Source organism: Pseudoalteromonas sp. SCQQ13, from assembly GCF_015864415.1.
Lineage (GTDB): Bacteria > Pseudomonadota > Gammaproteobacteria > Enterobacterales > Alteromonadaceae > Pseudoalteromonas > Pseudoalteromonas nigrifaciens.
Genome location: NZ_JADYXG010000007.1, coordinates 115,635 through 136,221 on the forward strand (window position 1 = coordinate 115,635; position 20,587 = coordinate 136,221).

The 20,587-nt window shown below is 41.2% G+C and carries 16 protein-coding genes and 1 riboswitch; of the genes, 6 read left to right on the top strand and 10 right to left on the bottom strand.

Annotation, left to right across the window (positions count from 1 at the left end; genetic code table 11):
- Nucleotides 1–4: 4 nt before the first annotated feature.
- From I6F41_RS07700 to I6F41_RS07710, 3 genes are all read left to right on the top strand, one after another.
- Nucleotides 5–553, top strand: a complete 549-nt coding sequence (locus I6F41_RS07700; protein WP_058373159.1) for a condensin complex protein MksE — start codon at nucleotides 5–7, stop codon at nucleotides 551–553.
- Complete coding sequence (locus I6F41_RS07705; protein ID WP_011327928.1) at nucleotides 550–3,324, top strand: ATPase; 2,775 nt, start codon at nucleotides 550–552, stop codon at nucleotides 3,322–3,324. The genes I6F41_RS07700 and I6F41_RS07705 overlap by 4 nt, the downstream gene beginning before the upstream one ends.
- A 109-nt stretch (nucleotides 3,325–3,433) precedes the next feature.
- The gene (locus I6F41_RS07710) at nucleotides 3,434–3,979 is read left to right on the top strand and encodes a DUF4136 domain-containing protein (RefSeq protein ID WP_011327927.1); all 546 of its coding nucleotides are present in this window, start codon (nucleotides 3,434–3,436) and stop codon (nucleotides 3,977–3,979) included.
- Between the two features lie 147 nt (nucleotides 3,980–4,126).
- Here I6F41_RS07710 and I6F41_RS07715 read toward each other — a convergent pair whose 3' ends face one another.
- Nucleotides 4,127–4,633 (bottom strand): peptide-methionine (S)-S-oxide reductase, encoded by a 507-nt coding sequence (locus I6F41_RS07715; protein ID WP_197108062.1) that lies wholly within the window; start codon nucleotides 4,631–4,633, stop codon nucleotides 4,127–4,129.
- 157 nt (nucleotides 4,634–4,790) lie between these two features.
- On the opposite strand from I6F41_RS07715, the gene I6F41_RS07720 reads away from it, so the two are divergent.
- On the top strand, nucleotides 4,791–6,659 hold the full coding sequence (locus I6F41_RS07720) for a TonB-dependent receptor plug domain-containing protein (protein WP_197108063.1): 1,869 nt from the start codon (nucleotides 4,791–4,793) through the stop codon (nucleotides 6,657–6,659).
- 403 nt (nucleotides 6,660–7,062) lie between these two features.
- On the opposite strand, the gene I6F41_RS07725 is transcribed toward I6F41_RS07720, so the two are convergent.
- A complete protein-coding gene (locus I6F41_RS07725; protein ID WP_011327924.1) occupies nucleotides 7,063–7,326 on the bottom strand; it encodes a YkgJ family cysteine cluster protein in 264 nt (87 codons plus the stop codon).
- 312 nt (nucleotides 7,327–7,638) lie between these two features.
- On the opposite strand from I6F41_RS07725, the gene I6F41_RS07730 reads away from it, so the two are divergent.
- A complete protein-coding gene (locus tag I6F41_RS07730) occupies nucleotides 7,639–9,309 on the top strand; it encodes an RluA family pseudouridine synthase (RefSeq protein ID WP_197108064.1) in 1,671 nt (556 codons plus the stop codon).
- A 62-nt stretch (nucleotides 9,310–9,371) separates the two neighbouring features.
- Here I6F41_RS07730 and I6F41_RS07735 read toward each other — a convergent pair whose 3' ends face one another.
- A complete protein-coding gene (locus tag I6F41_RS07735; protein ID WP_197108065.1) occupies nucleotides 9,372–9,989 on the bottom strand; it encodes a LysE family translocator in 618 nt (205 codons plus the stop codon).
- 120 nt (nucleotides 9,990–10,109) lie between these two features.
- Nucleotides 10,110–11,045 carry a LysR family transcriptional regulator gene (locus I6F41_RS07740; RefSeq protein ID WP_011327919.1) on the bottom strand — a complete coding sequence of 312 codons (936 nt, stop codon included), beginning with the start codon at nucleotides 11,043–11,045 and terminating at the stop codon, nucleotides 10,110–10,112.
- A gap of 168 nt (nucleotides 11,046–11,213) precedes the next feature.
- Here I6F41_RS07740 and I6F41_RS07745 point away from each other — a divergent pair, with 168 nt between their 5' ends.
- On the top strand, nucleotides 11,214–11,870 hold the full coding sequence (locus tag I6F41_RS07745; protein ID WP_086993412.1) for a nitroreductase family protein: 657 nt from the start codon (nucleotides 11,214–11,216) through the stop codon (nucleotides 11,868–11,870).
- A gap of 72 nt (nucleotides 11,871–11,942) precedes the next feature.
- On the opposite strand, the gene ribB is transcribed toward I6F41_RS07745, so the two are convergent.
- The 6 genes from ribB to carA all read right to left on the bottom strand — a co-directional run bounded on the left by ribB (nucleotide 11,943) and on the right by carA (nucleotide 20,535).
- Nucleotides 11,943–12,596 carry a 3,4-dihydroxy-2-butanone-4-phosphate synthase gene (ribB, locus tag I6F41_RS07750; protein WP_011327916.1) on the bottom strand — a complete coding sequence of 218 codons (654 nt, stop codon included), beginning with the start codon at nucleotides 12,594–12,596 and terminating at the stop codon, nucleotides 11,943–11,945.
- A 159-nt stretch (nucleotides 12,597–12,755) separates the two neighbouring features.
- Nucleotides 12,756–12,935: riboswitch (FMN riboswitch) on the bottom strand.
- 64 nt (nucleotides 12,936–12,999) lie between these two features.
- Nucleotides 13,000–14,058 carry a S66 family peptidase gene (locus I6F41_RS07755; RefSeq protein WP_197108067.1) on the bottom strand — a complete coding sequence of 353 codons (1,059 nt, stop codon included), beginning with the start codon at nucleotides 14,056–14,058 and terminating at the stop codon, nucleotides 13,000–13,002.
- 207 nt (nucleotides 14,059–14,265) lie between these two features.
- A complete protein-coding gene (locus I6F41_RS07760) occupies nucleotides 14,266–15,111 on the bottom strand; it encodes a magnesium transporter (RefSeq protein WP_011327914.1) in 846 nt (281 codons plus the stop codon).
- A gap of 522 nt (nucleotides 15,112–15,633) precedes the next feature.
- Nucleotides 15,634–16,110 carry a transcription elongation factor GreA gene (gene greA / locus I6F41_RS07765; protein WP_011327913.1) on the bottom strand — a complete coding sequence of 159 codons (477 nt, stop codon included), beginning with the start codon at nucleotides 16,108–16,110 and terminating at the stop codon, nucleotides 15,634–15,636.
- A gap of 53 nt (nucleotides 16,111–16,163) precedes the next feature.
- A complete protein-coding gene (gene carB, locus I6F41_RS07770) occupies nucleotides 16,164–19,382 on the bottom strand; it encodes a carbamoyl-phosphate synthase large subunit (protein WP_197108078.1) in 3,219 nt (1,072 codons plus the stop codon).
- Nucleotides 19,383–19,398: 16 nt separating this feature from the next.
- The gene (gene carA, locus I6F41_RS07775; protein ID WP_041454397.1) at nucleotides 19,399–20,535 is read right to left on the bottom strand and encodes a glutamine-hydrolyzing carbamoyl-phosphate synthase small subunit; all 1,137 of its coding nucleotides are present in this window, start codon (nucleotides 20,533–20,535) and stop codon (nucleotides 19,399–19,401) included.
- Between the last annotated feature and the right edge of the window lie 52 nt (nucleotides 20,536–20,587).

Sequence of the window (20,587 nt, forward strand, 5' to 3'; positions counted from 1 at the left end):
CACCATGACACAAATAAACTTAAACGAGCTTACCCACTTACAAGCAATTAATAAAAAATTAGTGGCGGGTTATCATATTTGCGAACAAGACAACCTAATGTGGCAAGAGCTGGATCAAAACATAGACGCGTACAGCGCGCTATTTAGCGCCCTAGGTAATGAGCTAAAACACGACAGCCGTGGCTTTTATTACTTTAGCAGCGACGAAAGCACACCCAATATGGGCAAAATATCCCGTGCTATTGCGCTCACTATTTATATTTTAATTGAGCACTACGCCAACACCGGCAAAGACCCAATGCGCGCCTTGTTCGACGAAGTAAACGATTTAGAGTTAATGCAAACCTTAGTGCAAATTAACAAACATTTGTTTGATCAACTAGAGATATTTTCGGGTTCAGATCTGCGCAAAGACGTGTACCTGCGCATGGTACGCTTAGGTTTGGCACGCGAAGTAGAAGCAGGCTTTATGCTACAAGCCCCTATCCATCGCTATATAGATGCCTTAATGGAAGTAAACGAAGAAACCTACCTAACAGAGGACGAGCAATGAAAAATTTATACGGACTAAGTAAACTCGCCCTACTCAATACCGCAGGTTACGCAAAGTGTGTGATCCCGCTGGATAAAAGCAGCTCTATTTGCGCGCCCAACAATACGGGTAAAAGCTCAGTAATAAATGCCCTGCAATTTCCGCTTATTAACGATTTACGCCTAACCGAATGGGATGGCCACGATTTAGACGAAACCCGAAAGTTTTATTTTTCGTCAGATCAATCCTACATTTTGCTTGAAGCAAATTTGCCCCATGGCTCAGTAGTGATTGGTGTAGCGGGTTTGGGGAAAATTGCCGGTTATGCGCATCAATATTTTTGCTACCAAGGCAAGCTTGATTTAGAGCAGTACACCCAAGGTAAAACCATTATTAAATACACTAAGCTGTTCAGCCATTTAAAACAGCTTGGTTACAACCCCATAGAGCTAAAAGCGCAAGAACTAAACGCCCTACTCACCGGCGGCGCAACCCCGTTTGACGACGAGATCAACTTAAAAATGATCCCGCTTAATAACGTTCAAGATTCGACTATTTATAAAGAAATATTTCGCCGTATTCTTAACTTACATAAACTCGGTGCCGCCGATGTAAAACGCTTTATGCTACGTGTATTTGAGCGCCACATGTCTAACTCTAAGGTCGACTTTTATGAAGTGTGGCGTCGCTCGTTCGATAAAGTAAACCGCAGTAAACGTGAATTGCACGCCCTTGAATCGATGCAAGAGCCCATAGCGGCGCTTGAGTCGATGCTAGAGAACCAAACCGTTCTAAAAGGTAAATTAGCGGCTTATGCTCCAAAAATTGACCAAGCACTCATTGATTTTGACAACTACCAAGAGTCGCAACTAGAAGAGCTAGCAATAGCACTTGAAAACATAGAACACGAAAAACACGAGTTTGAACAAAAGCAAAGTTTGTACGTACAGCAGTCGCGCGATATAGAGCGCAGGCAAACGCAAATAGAGCAATGGTTTTTAGATTTTAACGCACTTAAAAACGAATTTGAACTGGTTAACAAAGCCACGCTTAAAACGAGCCTTACCCAGTTAAAGCAAGACTACGAGTCGCTTTCACACTCTATTACCAGCGCACAAGGGCAAAGCCTGCATACACTTGACTACCGTATTAGCGAAACCCAAAAACAAATTAAGAGCTTAAAGCTACAACTTAAAAACTTGGAGTTTAATTTATTTACCCGCATGCGCGAAGAGCTGTCGTTAAAAGAAGTGGAAGAAATTTCGCGCATTTTAAACCCCGACATGCTCTCGTTTGCAACCACCAGCAATGGCGACATAAGCATTGATGACGAAGACGCATTTAGTGCGTTTTTATCGCACTTAAGCGAAAACGTAAAAGGCGGCGTGCTTAGCTTACCTGGCGCGAGTATTAAGCTTAAAAAGCTCTCCCCTGTACAAATGCAAAGCGGCGAAAATAAAGAGCAGCTAACCGCTCAATTAAGTGCCCTTGAGCATGCTTTAAAAGAGTTTAAGCAACAGCGCGATGTAGCTGCAAATGTGGCCGATAAGCAAAAAGAAAAAGACACCTTGTACGATGAACTAATGAGCGCCGAGGCCGCCCTTAAACGTTTAGAGCAGTTTGACACTATGCTGCAATCGGCTGAAGCACAAACCATGCTAAAAGAGCAGTTGTTAGCTGAGCGCGATCAGGTTGACGACTACCTACAAGACATTCAAAAAAATAGCGGCTCAATTAGCGACAGACGCTCAATTATTAAATCAAAACAGGCGCAAATTAATCGCCAATCAGATCGTCTGCGCCAAGTGAAAAGCGAACGAATTGATCACACGCTTGATTTATACAGCGGCAAAGTTACCCCTTACATGATAGAGGTAACAATAGACTTTGATAATTTAAGCGACCTAGTGCACCACTTTAATAAAGACTGCCAAGAGCTGCGTAACTTTGAGATAAACGTACGCAATACCTATTTGCATATTTATAATGCCGGTATTACCAAGTTTGATAACGAAAACGATGAGTTTAGTAAGTATCAAAAACTCATTAGTGCGTTTCATAACATTGATAACGAACGCGATGCCGTTGAGCGTCAAGGCCGTGTGGCCCTAACAGAAGTAGCCGCAACCATTAAAGGCCTACGCGAAGATTTAGACCGCCTGCGCCGCGAAATGAACAGCTTTAATAAAGGCATTAGCCAGCATCGTATTTCGAACCTGCAAGCATTTAAAATTAATGTAATACCGCGCAAAATGTTAGTTGATAGTATAGATACTATAATTAGTACCTCGCATCAGTTTGAGCAAGGGGACACGCTGGATTTACTCAGCCAAGAACCGTATAGCGAAAGCGCAGTAAACGAGGCGAAAGATCATTTAATTAAGCTCGCCTCCGACAAAGCTGGCCTTACCCTCACGGATTTATTTGATATTCGTTTTGAAGTAGTCAATCGCGCAGGCGATACCGAACACTTTGACAAAATAGACTCGGCGGGTTCAAACGGTACGCGCATAACTATTAAGTTATTATGTGGTATGTTGTTTATTCGCTATTTGTTAAGCTCACAAGAACAAAATTTATACCGTATACCTATATACATAGATGAAGCCGCCGACATTGATCCGCAAAATCAAAAGGCAATTATTGAAACCGCGCTTAGCTTTGGCTTCGTCCCTATATTTGCCTCAGTTAAACCACAAACAAGCTGCGATTATATTGTGCCAATTCGCTCAGTTAAAGACGGTGCACAAAACTGGGTAGACGAAAAAGACTGGATAGAAGTTGAACATTAAGTAATTAATCAATGGTTCAGCTATAACAGCTAAACTGTTGTTAAGCGCTTAAATATCACACTGCCTAACAATGTGTGTTATTTTATAAAAAAGATTAGGAGTAAACTGTATGAAAAATATTTTTATTGTAGCCGCACTTGCGTTTTTAACTGCTTGTACGCAAACCGCAGATTGGGATTACGACAAGTCAGCAAACTTTGCTAACTATAAAACGTTTGCGTGGGTAGAAAATGCAGATTTAACAAAAGACACCAATAATTATCAAATTAATGCGTTAATGGAAAAACGTGTACGCAGCGCAATAAGCAGTGAGCTTAATCAAAAAATGGGCATGAGCTTAGCCGATCCTGCTCAAGCAGACGTGCTGGTAAACTACCATGCATCGGTAGATAAAGAGCTAGACGTAAGTTCTTTTAATATTGGCTACGGCGCTCGTTGGAGCTCGTGGGGTTTAGGGTATCAAAACGATATATCTGCTCGTGAATACGAAGTAGGTACTTTAGTTATTGATATTATTGACCGTGAATCAAACCAGTTAGTATGGCGCGGCGCTGAAGATGGTCGATTAAAGAAAAACCAATCTCCTGAGCAACGTGAACTGTCGGTTAGAAAAACAGTCGCTAAAATTTTAAATAACTTCCCGCCACAAAAGTAGCGGCAGGTTTTAAAGCACATAAAAAGCTCACAATTTGTGAGCTTTTTTGTGGCTGAATGTTTTTTATTAAAGTTTTACTATAGCCACAGAGCTTACTGATGAGAGAAACAGTTGCTCTTAGCATAATTGATATAGCAGACTTTAACTTTATTTCGATTTATATTTATGTAATAACTCAGGTGGGATATGACAATAGTCATCGGGAAAATTAGTTAACCGGTCTTGGTGCTCTGCATCGCTGGGAACATAATTGGTTAGCAACTGAACTTGTACCACTATTTTATCTGCATCAGCGCGTTGATTTATATAGTCGTTTGCAATTGTTAAGTGACATTGCTGTTTACTATAAATAGCACTACGGTATTTTAAACCAACATCGTTACCCTGCTTATTAACACTGTAAGGGTCAATAATCTCAAAAAAGTATTCAATCAGTTTATAGAGTGTCACGGCTGTTATATCAAAGGTTACTTTCACGCACTCGGCATAACCGTCGTATTCACCTTGTGTATTATTTGTGCCATTAGCTCGCCCAGCCTCAGTGGTAACAACGCCGGGTAAGTACTTAATAAACTCTTGTACCCCCCAAAGGCAGCCTCCGGCAAAGTAAATACTTTCTAGATGCGAATTTTCGCTTGTTTGTACTGTGCTCATAAAATCAATTACCCTACTTTACGAATGATTATCAAATGCAATTTTTTAATATACAATACCAAGCCAAATTACAATTATTTGACTACTTTATCACGCCTTAACAGGGTGTTTCGGATTTAATTGTTAGCACAATTACATATACAAAAATGAGAAAAACATGAATCGTGCCCCGCGCCTTATATTACCCGTATTATTACCTACATTGCTATGCAGTGTTACTAGCTTTGCCTACGCTGAAGTGGAAACTAAAAATGCTACTGCAATAGAGCAAATAACGGTTGAAGCCTCCCCTACGGCAAATAAAGAACCCGTGGGCACTTTCGACTCACCGGTTTCTAATTTAGAGTATGATCCGCGTGTTGATGTGCAATCGCGTAATATGGCCGAAGCACAAGCAGATGTAACCATTCGTGGTGGTATTTTCGAAAATACTGGTTTTAGGGTTGGCAGCGCCACTTTGTTCGATCCGCAGTCGGGACATTATTTTGCCGAAATTCCTATAGCGCCGCAAATGCTGCGCGGCCCAGCTATATTCACCGCAGCAGATAATGCACTTTATGGCGTTAACAGTTCAGTTGGTACAGTATCATTTGCTTGGAAGCCAATTAGTACAGGTGGTAGCGTATCACTTGGGGTTGGTAGCAATGATTTTAATTTACAAAGCCTGCATGCGGGCGTGAATATACCATTAGATGGTATTACCGATTGGCAGCTGGGTGTGGAAGGCGAGTTTTCTCACTCACAAAGTGATGGCTCTATTGATTATGGCGATCATGACTTTACCCGCGCCTCAAGCCGTGTTCAATTAGTGGGGCCAGACTCACAAACCGATCTATTTTTTGGCTCTCAAGAAAAGTTTTTTGGTTGGCCAAATTTGTATACTCCTTTTGGGGTTAACGAAACTGAAGATCTTAAAACTCAGCTATTTATGCTCAACCATAAGCAAAACTATAGCGCCGAGAGCTCGTTTGAAGTATCTACATATTATCGTAAACACGAGGATCACTATGTGTATTCTCGTGAAAACCCAATGTCGTTCGAAGCGTTTCATCAAACCGACGTTAAATCACTAGCACTTTCAGGGCGCCATGCGCACAGCACGTCTTTTGCTCTCAATTATTCTGCGCAATTTATTAATGATTCGATTGAATCGACCACGCTTGAAAATAATTTTACCTCACGTAATTATTATAAAGTAAGTGTGCTGCCAGAGTACCAAATGGCACTTGAGAGCGATCAACACCTTACTATTCGCCTTGGTGCGGCTTTTGACGATACCAATCGTGACGATTCTGAAATTTCACTTATTGGTGATATAACTTTAAATACACAAAATAGCGACGGCACTGAGCGCACTGTTTATTTATCGTATGCACAGGCAAGCCAAGTAGCAGGCTATACCGCAATTGGCGGCAGTGACACTGGCGGTTTGTTTAGAAGTAACTATAACCTTGAGCGCGAAAGTACTAAAAACCTCGAGCTGGGCTTATTATTAGAACGACAAAGTTGGCGCTTTAACTCTGCTGTTTTTTATCGCCAAGATGATAACTTAACCGATTGGACTTATAGTTTTGATGCCACTTCTGCCCGCTTTGCCAATCCGGTAGATATTAATACCTCGGGGGTTGAGTTTCTTGCAACTAAGCATTTTGATAACGCAGAAATTATTGCCAGTTATAGCTTTTTAAAAAAATCAGAGAATTATGGCGCAGCCGATATAGATGCCAGCTTTTACGCATTAAACTACCCAGACCACAGGCTAACCCTTGCGGCTATTTGGAACCCAACAGATATTTTAGAGTTTCGTATAGATAACGAGTGGCGCAAACAACATGAAAATACGCTGCGCAGTGGCGATGATGATGCGTTATTTACTCATTTAACCTTAAAAATAATGCCGCCGCAGATTAAAAACTTATTTATTACATTGGCCGCAGATAACCTGTGGAATGAATCGTTTCAAGAGATCCCGGGCACTCCTGGACGTGGCGAGCAATATACGCTAAGCGCAACGTATAGTTGGTAGCGCACTACACAAGCAAGCTTATTATTTACCAGGTGGTTGTAGATGATAGGCTTGCTCACGTGAAAAGCACAGTTCAATTATTTAAAGTAAAACACTATTGTACAAAGAGCAGATAATGGGAGTAAATATATAATCCTAAATTCGAATAATAAGGACTTATTTCGGGTCTATCTCTTTCTCTAAAAGCGCAGCGTCTCTTAACCTCTTTGTAAGTAAATCACTTTACAGGCTTTGCCCGTCACGCAAGCAAGCTTCGCATCTACAAAAACAGCCACAAACCTGTACTTTAATTGTAAGCGTTGAGCTTGCTGATGCGAAAAGCGCGGCTTTCAATTTTTGCATTCAAGTATTTAAAACACTTATTTATAAATAAATGTAAATATGTGTGTATTAAAAACGAGGATTAAGTCAACTCTTCAAGCTCAGTAATAAGCGCTAAAGCCTGCGCATTAGTTGTACCGCATACATCTAATGTGGCGCTAAAATCGCTGCATACTTTTGGCCGACTAGCGTCGCCAAATAACTTACATAAATTACGCTCATCTAGCTGAATACAACGCTCTCCGGCCTTTTTACCGTTTGGCATTCCTGGAATGGGCGAGCTAATACTTGGCGCAATACAACATGCCCCACAGCCTAACCGACACGCCATAGGCTGTGTTTTCATAATAACCTCTGTTTAAATGCATTTGCTTATTAGTAATCTAGTTGATGCTACACACACGATATTAACGCTTAGCGTTTTGTAAAATTAAAGTCCAGCCTAGCTCACTAAAACATTGATTTTTTAACGGGCTAATATTTTAACACGAATTACGATAAATAATGGCGCTACTCATTTAATTAAAACTTTGCAGCAACCCGTTACATCAAACAATTAAGGCACATACTAATAGCACAACACACTTAGTGACATAGCAGCGACTATGTTATTATATTGGCTAATTATCTTGTTAAAAACTTCATTATTATATTGCCCATGCCAAATATTGCTACTTGCTTTACGCCATTTTCAGCGCCTGTAAATCACATGGCGCTGCCAGAAAAATTTACTTTTCCTTTTTACTATGAGCCTAAAGCAATTGCTGTAGCAGCAACCGAGCAGTTGCAACAACAGCTCGAAACACAGTTAGAGTGCTTGGCAAACCCAGCTAATAATGAAGAGTCGGGTAAAATGTTTGGCGTACTCGTGGTGCAAAATAATCAGCAACAGCTTGGTTATTTAGCCGCTTACTCGGGGCAACTTGAGGGCGTAAGCAGTAAAATTAACTTTGTACCTGCCGTGGCCGATATGCAGCTACACGATGCTGAGTATTTAGCACAAAGCAGCATTATTAATAATATTAACGCCCAAATTGAGCAGCTAGAAAATAGTGAGCAATTTAGCACTCTTAATAACGCATTTAACCAAGCCAATGCCACTTATCAGCAGCAGTTAGAAGCGCAGCAAGCGGTAATGCAAGTTAGCCGCCGAATGCGTAAACAACAACGCACTGATGCAAGCACTCAGTTATCCCCAACTGACTTTGAGCAGCTAAAAATTCAGTTAGCGGGGCAAAGTATTGTCGAAAAAAAGCAACTGCAAGCACTAAAGCAGCAATGGCAAAGTAAACTCGACACCCTGCAGCAAGCTCTAAATAATATTACTGATGAAATTGCACACTTAAAAAAACGTCGTAAAACACTTTCTAAAAGCTTACAAAAAAAGCTGTTTGCGCAATACCAATTTTTAAATGCTAATAACGAAACTAAAGATCTAAACGCTATTTTTGCACCCTTGCCTGAGCATACACCACCAGCAGGCGCAGGAGATTGCGCCGCGCCTAAGTTATTGCAATATGCGTATCAACATAATTTAAAACCTTTAGCTTTGGCAGAATTTTGGTGGGGCGCTGCGCCTAAATCAGCTATTAGGCATCATAAACATTACTACCCGTCTTGTTATAGTAAATGCCAACCCATTTTAGGGCATATGCTCAAAGGCTTACATGTAGAAGAAAATCCATTATTGATCAACCCTGCTATTGGTAAAGATTTAACTATTATTTACCAAGATCAGGACATATTAGTGATTAATAAACCTGCTGAATTTTTGTCCGTTCCTGGGGTTAATATTGAAGACTCGGTTTATTTGCGCATTAAAACACAATTTCCACATGCTACCGGCCCGCTCATTGTGCATCGCTTAGATATGTCAACATCAGGGTTATTAATTATTGCACTCAATAAAAGAGCGCATAAAGCCCTGCAAAAACAGTTTATAGAGCGTACCATAGAAAAACGTTACGTTGCTTTAGTTGCCGGAAATGTAGTTGAAAATAGTGGCACAATTGATTTACCTCTGCGCTTAGATTTTGATGACAAACCGCGCCAATTAGTGTGTTATCAACACGGTAAAGCATCCCTTACTACTTGGCAGGTGTTAGAGCGAAAAGATAATATTACCCGCTTGCACCTTTACCCTAAAACGGGGCGTACGCACCAGCTAAGAGTACATTGCGCGCATAAGTTAGGCTTAAATATGCCCATAGTTGGTGATGATCACTACGGTGAAAAAGCCAATAGATTACATTTACATGCCGAGTACTTATCGTTTTGCCACCCGATTAATCATCAGCAGTTAGAGTTTGAAGTAGCGCCCGACTTTTAAAAATGGTCGAGCCTAGGCCCATTGACTTCTTATTGTTTAAATTTGCTCTCAGGGTGTTTTGTTTAAACGCCTTGGGAGAATACCTGCAGCGTAATTTCTTTCACCACAGGTGCTACCGATAAAACCAGTAACGCCGACATAGTATAATTAAAGTAGCGTCTATAACGTTCAGACTTTAATACTTGCTTTAATAATGTACCAAAAAACAACCATACTCCTGCACACGGAAAAGCAACCAACAAAAACGTCAGCGCTAATGTAAAACTTTGCCCGTAATAACCTGCGCCAACGGTTGTAAACGCCGCAATAGCACCAGTGGCTACAACCCATGCTTTACCATTTACCCACTGAAATAGTGCTCCTTTTATAAAAGTAAGCGGCTTGGTTTGACTGTTTGTTGAGTTTACACTGCCAGATTTAGCAATAAGCCATGCTAAATACAGCAAGTACAGTGTTCCTAAGCACTTAATAATTAAATGCAAATTAGGGAACAACGCAAATAATTGCCCAAAGCCTATCAGTAGTATCATTAAGGCAAAACCAATACAGATCCCCGTAAGTAAAGGTAGGCTTTTTCGCACGCCAAAATTTACCCCTGAGGTCATAAGCATGATGTTATTTGGCCCAGGAGTGACCGAAGCTGATACAGCAAAAAATACGGTTGCAACTAAATAATCCATAAGCACACCTTATTAAAAGTCCTTTATTTAAATTTAACTGCCCGACTTAATATTTACCACCTTAAGCTAAAGCCTTATATTTATACCCTACACTTAAAATTATCAAGCGTAAATAAATGGCTAGTCCAATACACTTTTATCAATAATACCTTTGGCAATTAACTGTTTTAAAATTGTGCGGCATTTTTCACGGCACACATCGCGCAGTAAACGCACCGCGGGAGTAATTGACTGCCTGCTTGGGCAAATAAGCCATAACTCACCGCTAACATGTTGATAATTTGGCATCACCGTAACCACCCTATCGGCCAGTAAATCATCTGCTATATCGAGCGCTGACTTAACCGCCAGCCCCTTACCTGCAACGCACCAGCGCCTAACTAAATCGCCATCGTTAGAGGCACGCTTACCTTGCATTTTAACTTTAAACTTACTTTGCCCGTCGGTAAATTCCCAGCTGTTATTTATAATGTCTTGTAGTTGATAAAACATGCCCTGATGACGATTCAATTCGTCTGGGTGATTGGGGCTACCATGTGCTATTAAGTATTCTTGAGTGGCGCAAAGGAGCCGTGGTACGTTACAAATTTTAAAACCATACATATTAGTATCGCTCGGAGATCCATAACGCAGCGCTATATCGACCGAATCACGATAAAAATCAACGTTACTGTCGCTTATATGCGTTCTTAAACTGAGTTTAGGATAATTATCCATAAGCTCATCAATCCAGGGGATCACTAAATTACGCCCAAAATCTGATGACAGTGCAACGCGCAGCTCTCCCTCAATTTCATCATGTTCGCCTTTGAGGTTTTGTTTTGCTTGCTCTAGCACTGCAAGTGCTTGCTCACACTGAGGAATGTAACGCTCACCCGCTGCCGAAAGGCGTAAGTGGCGTGTTGTTCTTATAAACAGCTCACTTCCAAGGGCTAACTCTACACGTTTAATGGCAGCACTCGCGGTTGCGGTGCGCATATCGCATTTTGCTGCGGCTAAAGTAATGCTTCTAAATTCTGCAACTTTTAAAATAAGTTTAAGATCGTCTATCTGCATATTATCTATTTTTATTTGATAATGTTTCAATTATTATGCTGTTTATTTTTCACAAAGCAAAGCGTATATTAGCTGCCATTCGCACTAAGCACTTATTACTCTAACCAATCGTTAATTTTTATCTGTTAAGTATGATTGTTTTAAAGTTAAATTTACCCGGAGAAAACCATGACTCACCCTATTATTAGCGATTTAGAAAAACGCCACACGGCCAAACATTATGATGCAGCTAAACGTATTAGCGATCACGACCTTAACGTAATTTATGAAGCTATGCGTTTATCGCCTTCATCAATTAACTCACAACCGTGGAAATTTATTGTTATTGAGTCTGATCAAGCTAAGCAACGTTTTCATGACAGCTTTGCAAATATGTTTCAGTTTAATCAAAAGCACGCAAAAACAGCATCGCATATTGTGCTTTTTGCTCACAAAACTAACTATACCCGTGATGATTACGCACACGTTATAGACACAGATATTAAAAATGGTCGCACGCAAAGCGAAAACCGTGAACAAGCTTTTGGCGCGTTTGCGTTTGTAGATATGAATACCGATGAGCAAGGCAATAATGCAACTTGGACTAAAGCGCAAACTTACATTGCACTTGGTAATACCATGCACGCAGCAGCTCGTTTAGGCATTGACTCTACCCCAATGGAAGGCGTAGATGCGCAGTTACTTGGTGAAATTTTTGCGAAAGAATTAGATGGTTACGTATGTGATGTCGCATTAGCGCTGGGCTATCACGATAGCGCTGAGGACTATAATGCTAAGTTACCTAAATCGCGTTTAGACGCTGAGCAAGTAATTCAGGTTTTATAATCGCGTTCATCGCCCGTTTTTAATAATTTAAACCCCTGTTTAATTAAATTAAACAGGGGTTTTTTATTGCAGTTAACTTACTTTTTGTTGTGCAATTTGAATGTACTGCACTAAATCCTCTATCGATACCACTGGCATATTATGCTTATTTGCATAACCGCTCACCTCAGGTAAACGCGCCATTGAGCCATCGGGGTTAGTTAGCTCGCAAATAACGCCGAACGGCTTTAAACCCGCAAGTTGCATTAAATCTACAGATGCTTCGGTATGACCACGGCGTACCAGTACTCCACCCGTTTTAGCTTTTAAGCCAAATACATGCCCTGGGCGCGATAAATCCTCAGGTTTAGCATTGTCGGCTGTGGCGGCTTTAATCGTTGTAACTCTATCGGCTGCAGAAACGCCAGTAGTTACGCCCTCTTTGGCCTCAATGGTTATGGTGTAAGCGGTATTGTTTTGACTGGTGTTATGAGTAACCATTTGCGGTAGGTCGAGCTGTTTTATGCGCTCCTCCCCCATACATAAACACACAATGCCGCTGCCTTCGCGGATCATCTCAGCCATTTGGGCGGTGGTTAAATGCTCGGCTGAAAATACAAAGTCACCTTCGTTTTCACGGTTTTCGTCATCAACAACCAATACGCCTTGGCCTTGCTGTAGTGCGGTAATGGCATTTTCGACGCGCGTTAACGGCTCGCCAAATTGAGTAAGTAGAGACTGAATCATCATTATATTCCTGATTAAAAATAAATAGATTCAGGACACTGAAAGGATCGATAAAATAAACTCTAAAAGCATTAAAGTATAAGTACCAACAATAACTTAAATTAAAAAACATAAATAGCACACAGCCAAAAGCCACGCACTATTAACGCTATATTTAAGCCATATTCTCTTTCATCCGGACTGTAACCGTCGGCTCTGGCATCTCACCAGATCTGCTGACCTTTGATATTATATAAAACAACAAAGCGCTCGCGGGCTTATTTAAACACTACAAATGTAATTAAAATAGTAATTAAACATACCGCCGGTGGGGAATTTCGCCCCGCCCTGAGAATGTACTTAAATAACGAATTATAAAAGCCAGCTTATTATACCCCTGTATCGGCACGTTATTCAAAGCCAATTAAGAGAGCGACGTATTTAATGATGCTTTTATTACTCTGCCTTCGTTTATATCGGCAATTAATGTGCAAGTAGCACCGTTAATTAAATTTAAGTTAGGTGCAATATGGCCTATATCTGCATCTATAATAACCGGAAACATACAGCCCCCAAGCGCTACATTTAATGCGTGGCGATAGTCAAATTCGGGGTTTTTGCCTTGTGTAATTTCACTGCGGCCGATAATTATGCCGTTAATGTCGTCAAATATACCGGCTAGTTTTAACGACAGTAAAAATCGCGCTACAGTAGTGGGGGTTAACTCTGAATTTTCTAAGTATAAAATTAGCCCTTCGGGCGCGCTGTGCTTTTTAAATTCATGCAGGTCTAAAAATGGTGAATCGAGTAATAAACCCACGGTATCTAGGCAGCCTCCAAATAAACGCCCCGACATTTCGATAGTACGCTGATCAAAGTAATTTAAGCATTGCCACTGAGTCGTCTCGGTATAATTAAATAAGGCTTCTGGGTGCTGTGCATAATCGGGGGCTACTTTTTGATAATGTGTTGATGGTGCCTGTGTAAACTCACTATTTGCTGCATAACTTAGGGTTTCAAATATTTGTAAGCAATACGGGCTTTTTTCGTTTGGGTGCAATTGCATTAAATTGGCACAATGCAGCGTTGCCCATTGGCATTTAGCAGTGAGTGCACAGGCCACAGTACTCACATCTGAAAACCCCACAAGCCATTTGGGTTTAGCCTGTTTAATAGCATTAAAATCAAGTTGCGGCAGTATTTCCATCGCAAGTTCGCCACCAAAGGGAGGCATAATTGCACCAATACTATCGTCAACTAAAAAGCCCATTAACTGCTCTGCATGGGCTTTGGTAGCTAATTCTGCTGTTGCTTCGCTGCGCCGTAAAAACGCCCCCTCAATTACTTCATAGCCACGCTGTTTTAAACCGTTTATTACACTCTCTAAACGAGCATGATATTTAGCCGCGATCCCTTCTGAAAGCGAACACACCGCAATTTTAGAACCTACTTTTAAAGGTGCCGGGTAAAGTATATTAGCCATTATTTATCCTTATTTGAGAGGACGTTAAACCGTATTGCTCCATATCAGCATAGATCAAATTGATGGCAGATGAATAACCTAAAGAAATTTTAGTTAAAAGTAATTGGTAGAGGGGGAAATGTGCAAGAATAAATTCAAACTAAGTTTTGCGCTAATTACTGAGTGTTAAGTGATTAGCGCAAAACATATAAACCTAAAACTTTTGATTTAACCAATTTCTAAAAAATAGTTAACTACGGTAAAGTAAATCCACATCCCCGATATATCAACAATTGATGCCAATACAGGGCTCACTAATACCGCGGGGTCTAGCTTAAGTGCCCGCGCTAAAATAGGTAATAACCCCCCTAGCGTAGTAGAAATAGTTACCTGAATAAACAATGCCACTGCGATGGCCATCGCAATTATATTTAAATCGAACCCACCGGCAGATTTAACATCGCTAAAAAATAAGATGCGAATAACCATTACGCCCGCCACCGCTAACGCAAGACACACTGCAATTTGGCTTTCTTTAAGAAACACAGCAAACCATTGTCTTTTTTTCAGCTCGCCTGTTGCTAACGCCCGTATTACCAAAGTAGCCGCTTGTGAGCCTGTGTTACCGCCCGCAGCCGCAATAACCGGCATGTACACTGCCAACAATACTAACTGGCTTAATGTGTCTTCGTATTGAGTAATAATTAACCCAGACACTATACCTAATAACGCTAATACTATGATCCAGCCAATACGCTGCTGCACATGCCCCAGTGCCGAGGTATTTAAATAACTTTGCGCTGTTTCAACTTCTGAGTGAATAAAACCCAACTGATGCGCATAGTGTCGAGCGAGTTTGTCGTAACCGTCTTTTTCTAAACGACTTATTAAGTCTTGTACATAAGTAATTGAACAGTGCTGTAAAATAGCAACCGCTTCTTCAACATCCATTATTGTTAATAAGTGCACTTGTTTATTATAGCTGTGCGCTAAAAACACTTTTCTAGCCGCCCCTATTTCTGCTTGAGAAAAGTGTGGGTTATTTTCTACGTAGTTTTTGCTCATTACCGTCATGGCGAATCTCCCGATTGGCTAATGCTAGGCTAATTGTATTTTATTTAAATTAATAACATGGCGTTCAAACAGTTAAAACTACTGCTTAGCTAATAGCCATTAATTAGGAGTAAAACACATTAGCATAAGGTAACGACCATCAAATAATGAAACTATATGACTGATTAAAATACCAGCGTACTAGTAACTATAATCAGCACTTTAATAAGGCTAATTTCATTATTTATATCTAGGTGTCTGAGAGAAGAAAAATAGGAAAGAATAAAATTACTCTACCGCTTAGGTAGATTTATAGAAGATAAATACCAATACGGGTTATTTTTCTGCCCTCAATCTAGAGGGATGGTCGGTATCGTTCATAAATATCTCCGAGTAAACTGCTTAATTTGCAGCCTGTATATGGTAACAAAGTAAAATTTTTAAGGCCAATTTATAAGGGCTGTTTTAACACTTTTAAACACTTTAAAACAAAAAAGCCAGTGTATTAATACACTGGCTTTTATTTACGCGTAAAGTGAGTTATTAAATATACTCAACCTCGATGATTTCGTATTCAACGGTGCCTTTAGGGGTTTCAATGTTCACAGCATCATCTGCTTGCTTACCAATTAAACCTCGTGCGATCGGTGAATTAACCGAAATACGATTATCTTTAATACTTGCTTCGTCATCACCAACAATCTGGTATTTAACTTCAACATCAGTTTCAACGTTGACAATAGTAACTGTTGTACCAAAAATAACTTTGCCGGTATTAGGCATTTTAGTTACATCAATTATTTGTACATTTGAAAGCTTAGCTTCAATTTCTTGAATTCGGCCTTCACAAAAACCCTGTTGCTCACGCGCAGCGTGATACTCAGCATTCTCTTTTAAGTCACCATGCTCTCGTGCAACTGCAATATCGCTGACGATTTTAGGACGGGTAACTGTTTTTAATTCGGTAAGTTCTTTGCGCAGTAAATCTGCACCACGAACTGTCATCGGAATTGTTTGCATACTTTTTCTCACTTAATCCCAAGGCCGCAATTTAACGGCCTTGGCACATTTCCTTAGTTCAATCGCAGGTGTAGTTCTTGAACTGACGTCACCTTCCCACGGTCATCTGCTTGGTTTGCTGTACAGTTTGCAAACGCCGCATTTAAGGTCGTAGTATAGTTGGTTTTGTGCTGTAAAGCACCACGACGTAACACCTTCGAATCTTCAATCGCTTGGCGACCTTCTGTGGTATTAACAATATAGCTATACTCGCCACTTTTGATTCTATCAAGAATGTGCGGGCGCCCTTCAAATACTTTATTTACACGGCGAACCGCAATGTCAGCATTTTCAAGTGCAGCAGCTGTACCACCTGTTGCATCTATTTCAAAACCAAGGTCTGTCATGATTTTAGCTAGTTCAACAATACGTGGCTTATCGCTATCACGCACAGATAATAGCGCGCGACCACCGCGTGGTAAAGTATTGCTTGCACCTAATTGTGCTTTTGCAAACGCTTCGGCGAAAGTATCACCAACACCCATCACTTCACCGGTTGAACGCATCTCAGGGCCACGGATTGGATCCACACCTTGAAACTTAGCAAATGGTAAAACAACTTCTTTTACGCTGTAATATGGAGGAATAACTTCTTTAGTTATACCTTGGCTTGCCAAAGACTGACCCGCCATACAACGTGCAGCTACTTTTGCAAGTGCAACACCGGTTGCTTTTGATACAAACGGTACGGTACGTGCAGCACGTGGGTTAACTTCAATTAAATACACTAAGCCATCTTTTACAGCAAACTGAGTATTCATTAAACCAACAACACCAAGTTCAAGTGCCATATCAGTAACTTGCTTGCGCATTACATCTTGTACTTCTTGCGATAGCGTGTGAGCCGGTAATGAACATGCTGAGTCACCTGAGTGAACACCCGCTTGCTCTATGTGCTCCATAATACCGCCAATAATTACTTGCTCGCCGTCGCAAATTGCGTCAACGTCAACTTCAATCGCGTTATCTAAAAAGCGGTCTAGTAATACTGGTGCTTCGTTTGAGGCTTGTACTGCTTCGGTCATGTAGCGACGTAAGTCTTGCTCGTCGTATACAATTTCCATGGCGCGCCCACCTAGTACATACGATGGACGTACTACTAATGGAAAGCCAATTTCAACTGATTTTAAAATTGCTTCTTCAGTTGATGTTACCGTAGCGTTTTCTGGTTGCAGTAGATTTAAACGCTCAACTAATTGTTGAAAACGTTCGCGGTCTTCTGCACGGTCTATTGCATCTGGCGATGTACCAATAACTGGCACGCCATTCGCTTCAAGTTCACGCGCTAATTTAAGCGGTGTTTGACCACCGTACTGCACAATTACACCCACTGGCTTTTCAACACGTACAATTTCTAGTACGTCTTCAAGGGTAATTGGTTCAAAGTATAAACGATCTGAGGTATCGTAGTCGGTAGATACCGTTTCAGGGTTACAGTTAACCATAATGGTTTCATAACCATCTTCACGCAGTGCAAGCGAAGCGTGTACACAACAGTAATCAAACTCAATGCCTTGACCAATGCGGTTAGGACCGCCACCAATCACCATGATTTTGTCACGGGTTGTTGGGTTGGCTTCACACTCTTCATCATAAGTTGAGTACATGTAAGCTGTGTCTGAACTAAACTCTGCAGCACAGGTATCAACACGCTTGTATACTGGTAGAATGTTTAGTAAATGACGCTTTTTACGAATTTCAGCTTCTGATACGCCTGCAATTTCTGCAATACGTGGGTCAGCAAAACCTTTACGCTTTAACTTGCGTAGGAAGTCAGCATTTAAGCCTGCCATGCCTACGTCGCTAATTTTTGCTTCGTCTTTTAAAATGTCTTCTATTTGTACTAAGAACCAGCGGTTAACTTTTGTCAGCTCGTAAACATCCTCAACGCTCATACCATGGCGCATTGCATCGGCAATATACCAAATACGCTCTGCACCTGGCTCGCGTAGTTCACGAATGATAATTTCTTTTGCTTTAGGGTCGTCAAGCGCCACAATTGGGTTAAAACCAGTTGCACCCACTTCAAGGCCACGTAATGCTTTTTGTAATGACTCTTGTTGGTTACGACCAATCGCCATTACTTCGCCTACTGATTTCATTTGCGTGGTTAAACGGTCGTTCGCACCGGCAAATTTTTCAAAGTTAAAGCGAGGTATTTTTGTAACTACATAGTCAATTGCCGGCTCAAACGACGCGGGTGTTTTACCGCCAGTAATATCATTTTGTAGCTCGTCAAGTGTGTAGCCTACGGCTAATTTTGCAGCAATTTTAGCAATTGGGAAACCCGTTGCTTTTGACGCTAATGCTGATGAGCGTGATACGCGTGGGTTCATCTCAATGATAACCATACGGCCATCTTCAGGATTAATACCGAACTGTACGTTAGAACCGCCTGTTTCAACACCAATTTCACGTAATACCGCCATAGAGGCGTTACGCATAATTTGGTATTCTTTGTCGGTTAATGTTTGCGCTGGTGCAACTGTGATCGAATCACCCGTGTGCACACCCATAGGGTCAAAGTTTTCAATGGTACAAACAATAATACAGTTGTCGTTTTTATCACGTACAACTTCCGTTTCGTATTCTTTCCAACCAATCAGTGATTCATCAATTAGCAATTCGTTCGTTGGCGATAAGTCTAAGCCACGCTCACAAATTTCTTCAAACTCTTCTAAGTTATACGCTACACCACCACCGGTGCCGCCCATAGTAAAAGAAGGCCTGATAATACACGGTAAGCCAATGCGAGTAATGATGTCTCTAGCTTCATCCATTGAATGAGCAATTTCAGCACGTGGGCATTCTAAACCAATGTTTTTCATTGCTGTATCGAAACGTTCGCGGTTTTCTGCTTTGTCGATTGCATCTGCTGTTGCGCCAATTAACTCAACGCCGTGCTTAGCCAATACGCCGTGCTTGTCTAATTCAAGCGCACAGTTTAATGCTGTTTGCCCACCCATAGTCGGTAGGATTGCATCTGGCTTTTCTTTTTCGATAATTTTTTCTACAACTTCCCAGTGAATTGGTTCGATGTACGTCGCATCTGCCATATCAGGGTCAGTCATAATTGTTGCTGGGTTTGAGTTAACTAATATAACTCGATAGCCTTCTTCTCTCAGTGCTTTACACGCTTGTGCACCAGAGTAGTCAAATTCACAAGCCTGACCAATAACAATTGGGCCTGCGCCTAAGATAAGAATGCTTTTTATGTCGGTACGTTTTGGCATTATTACTCCGGTTAAATTAGTGTTTACGCGCTTGCATCAAATCGATGAAGTGATCAAATAATGGGGCGGCATCGTGCGGGCCTGGGCTTGCTTCAGGGTGACCTTGGAAGCTAAACGCTGGCTTATCTGTACGATGAATACCTTGCAAAGTACCGTCAAATAACGATGTGTGCGTAGCACGCAGGTTATCAGGTAGCGTAGTTTCATCGGCAGCAAAACCATGGTTTTGTGCGGTGATCATCACTACATCACGTTCTAAATCTTTAACTGGGTGGTTGGCACCATGATGGCCAAACTTCATTTTGACTGTTTTAGCACCTGAGGCAAGCGCTAATAATTGATGGCCTAAACAAATACCAAAAATAGGGATTTCGGTTTCTAAAAGGGTTTTAATTGCATCAATGGCATAAGTACACGGTGCTGGATCGCCCGGGCCATTAGATAAAAAGATACCATCAGGGTTTAATGCTAGTACGTCAGCGGCAGAGGTTTGCGCTGGTACTACAGTCAATTTACAACCACGATCTACAAGCATACGTAAAATATTACGCTTAACACCGAAGTCGTAGGCAACAACATGAAACTTTTCATCAGCCGCGTTTAAGGTTTTAAAACCTTCGCCTAATGTCCAGCTTGATTCGCGCCACTCAAACATTTCCTTGGTTGAGACTACTTTTGCTAAATCCATACCTTTTAAGCCTGGGAAGGCTTGCGCGGCTTGAAGCGCTTTGTTTTCGTCTAATTCGTCACCGGCTATAATACACCCGTTTTGAGCGCCTTTATCACGCAAAATACGCGTTAGCTTTCTGGTGTCGATGTCCGCAATACCTAAAATATTACGTTGTTTTAAGTAATCATCTAACGATTGCTCGCTACGAAAATTACTTGCTAGCAGTGGCAAATCACGGATCACTAGGCCTTTGGCCCATATTTGATTCGCTTCTTCGTCTTCGCTATTAGTACCCGTATTACCTATATGTGGGTACGTCAAAGTTACGATTTGTTCCGCGTATGATGGGTCAGTCAAAATTTCTTGATAACCAGTCATAGACGTATTGAATACTACTTCACCTACTGACATGCCGTCAGCGCCGATTGCAGTACCGCGAAACACTGTGCCGTCTTCTAGGACTAACAGAGCGGATTTAGTCAAATTAACCTCCTAACAGTAAAAAACGAGGCTAAGCAAAATGCTTAACGCCCCG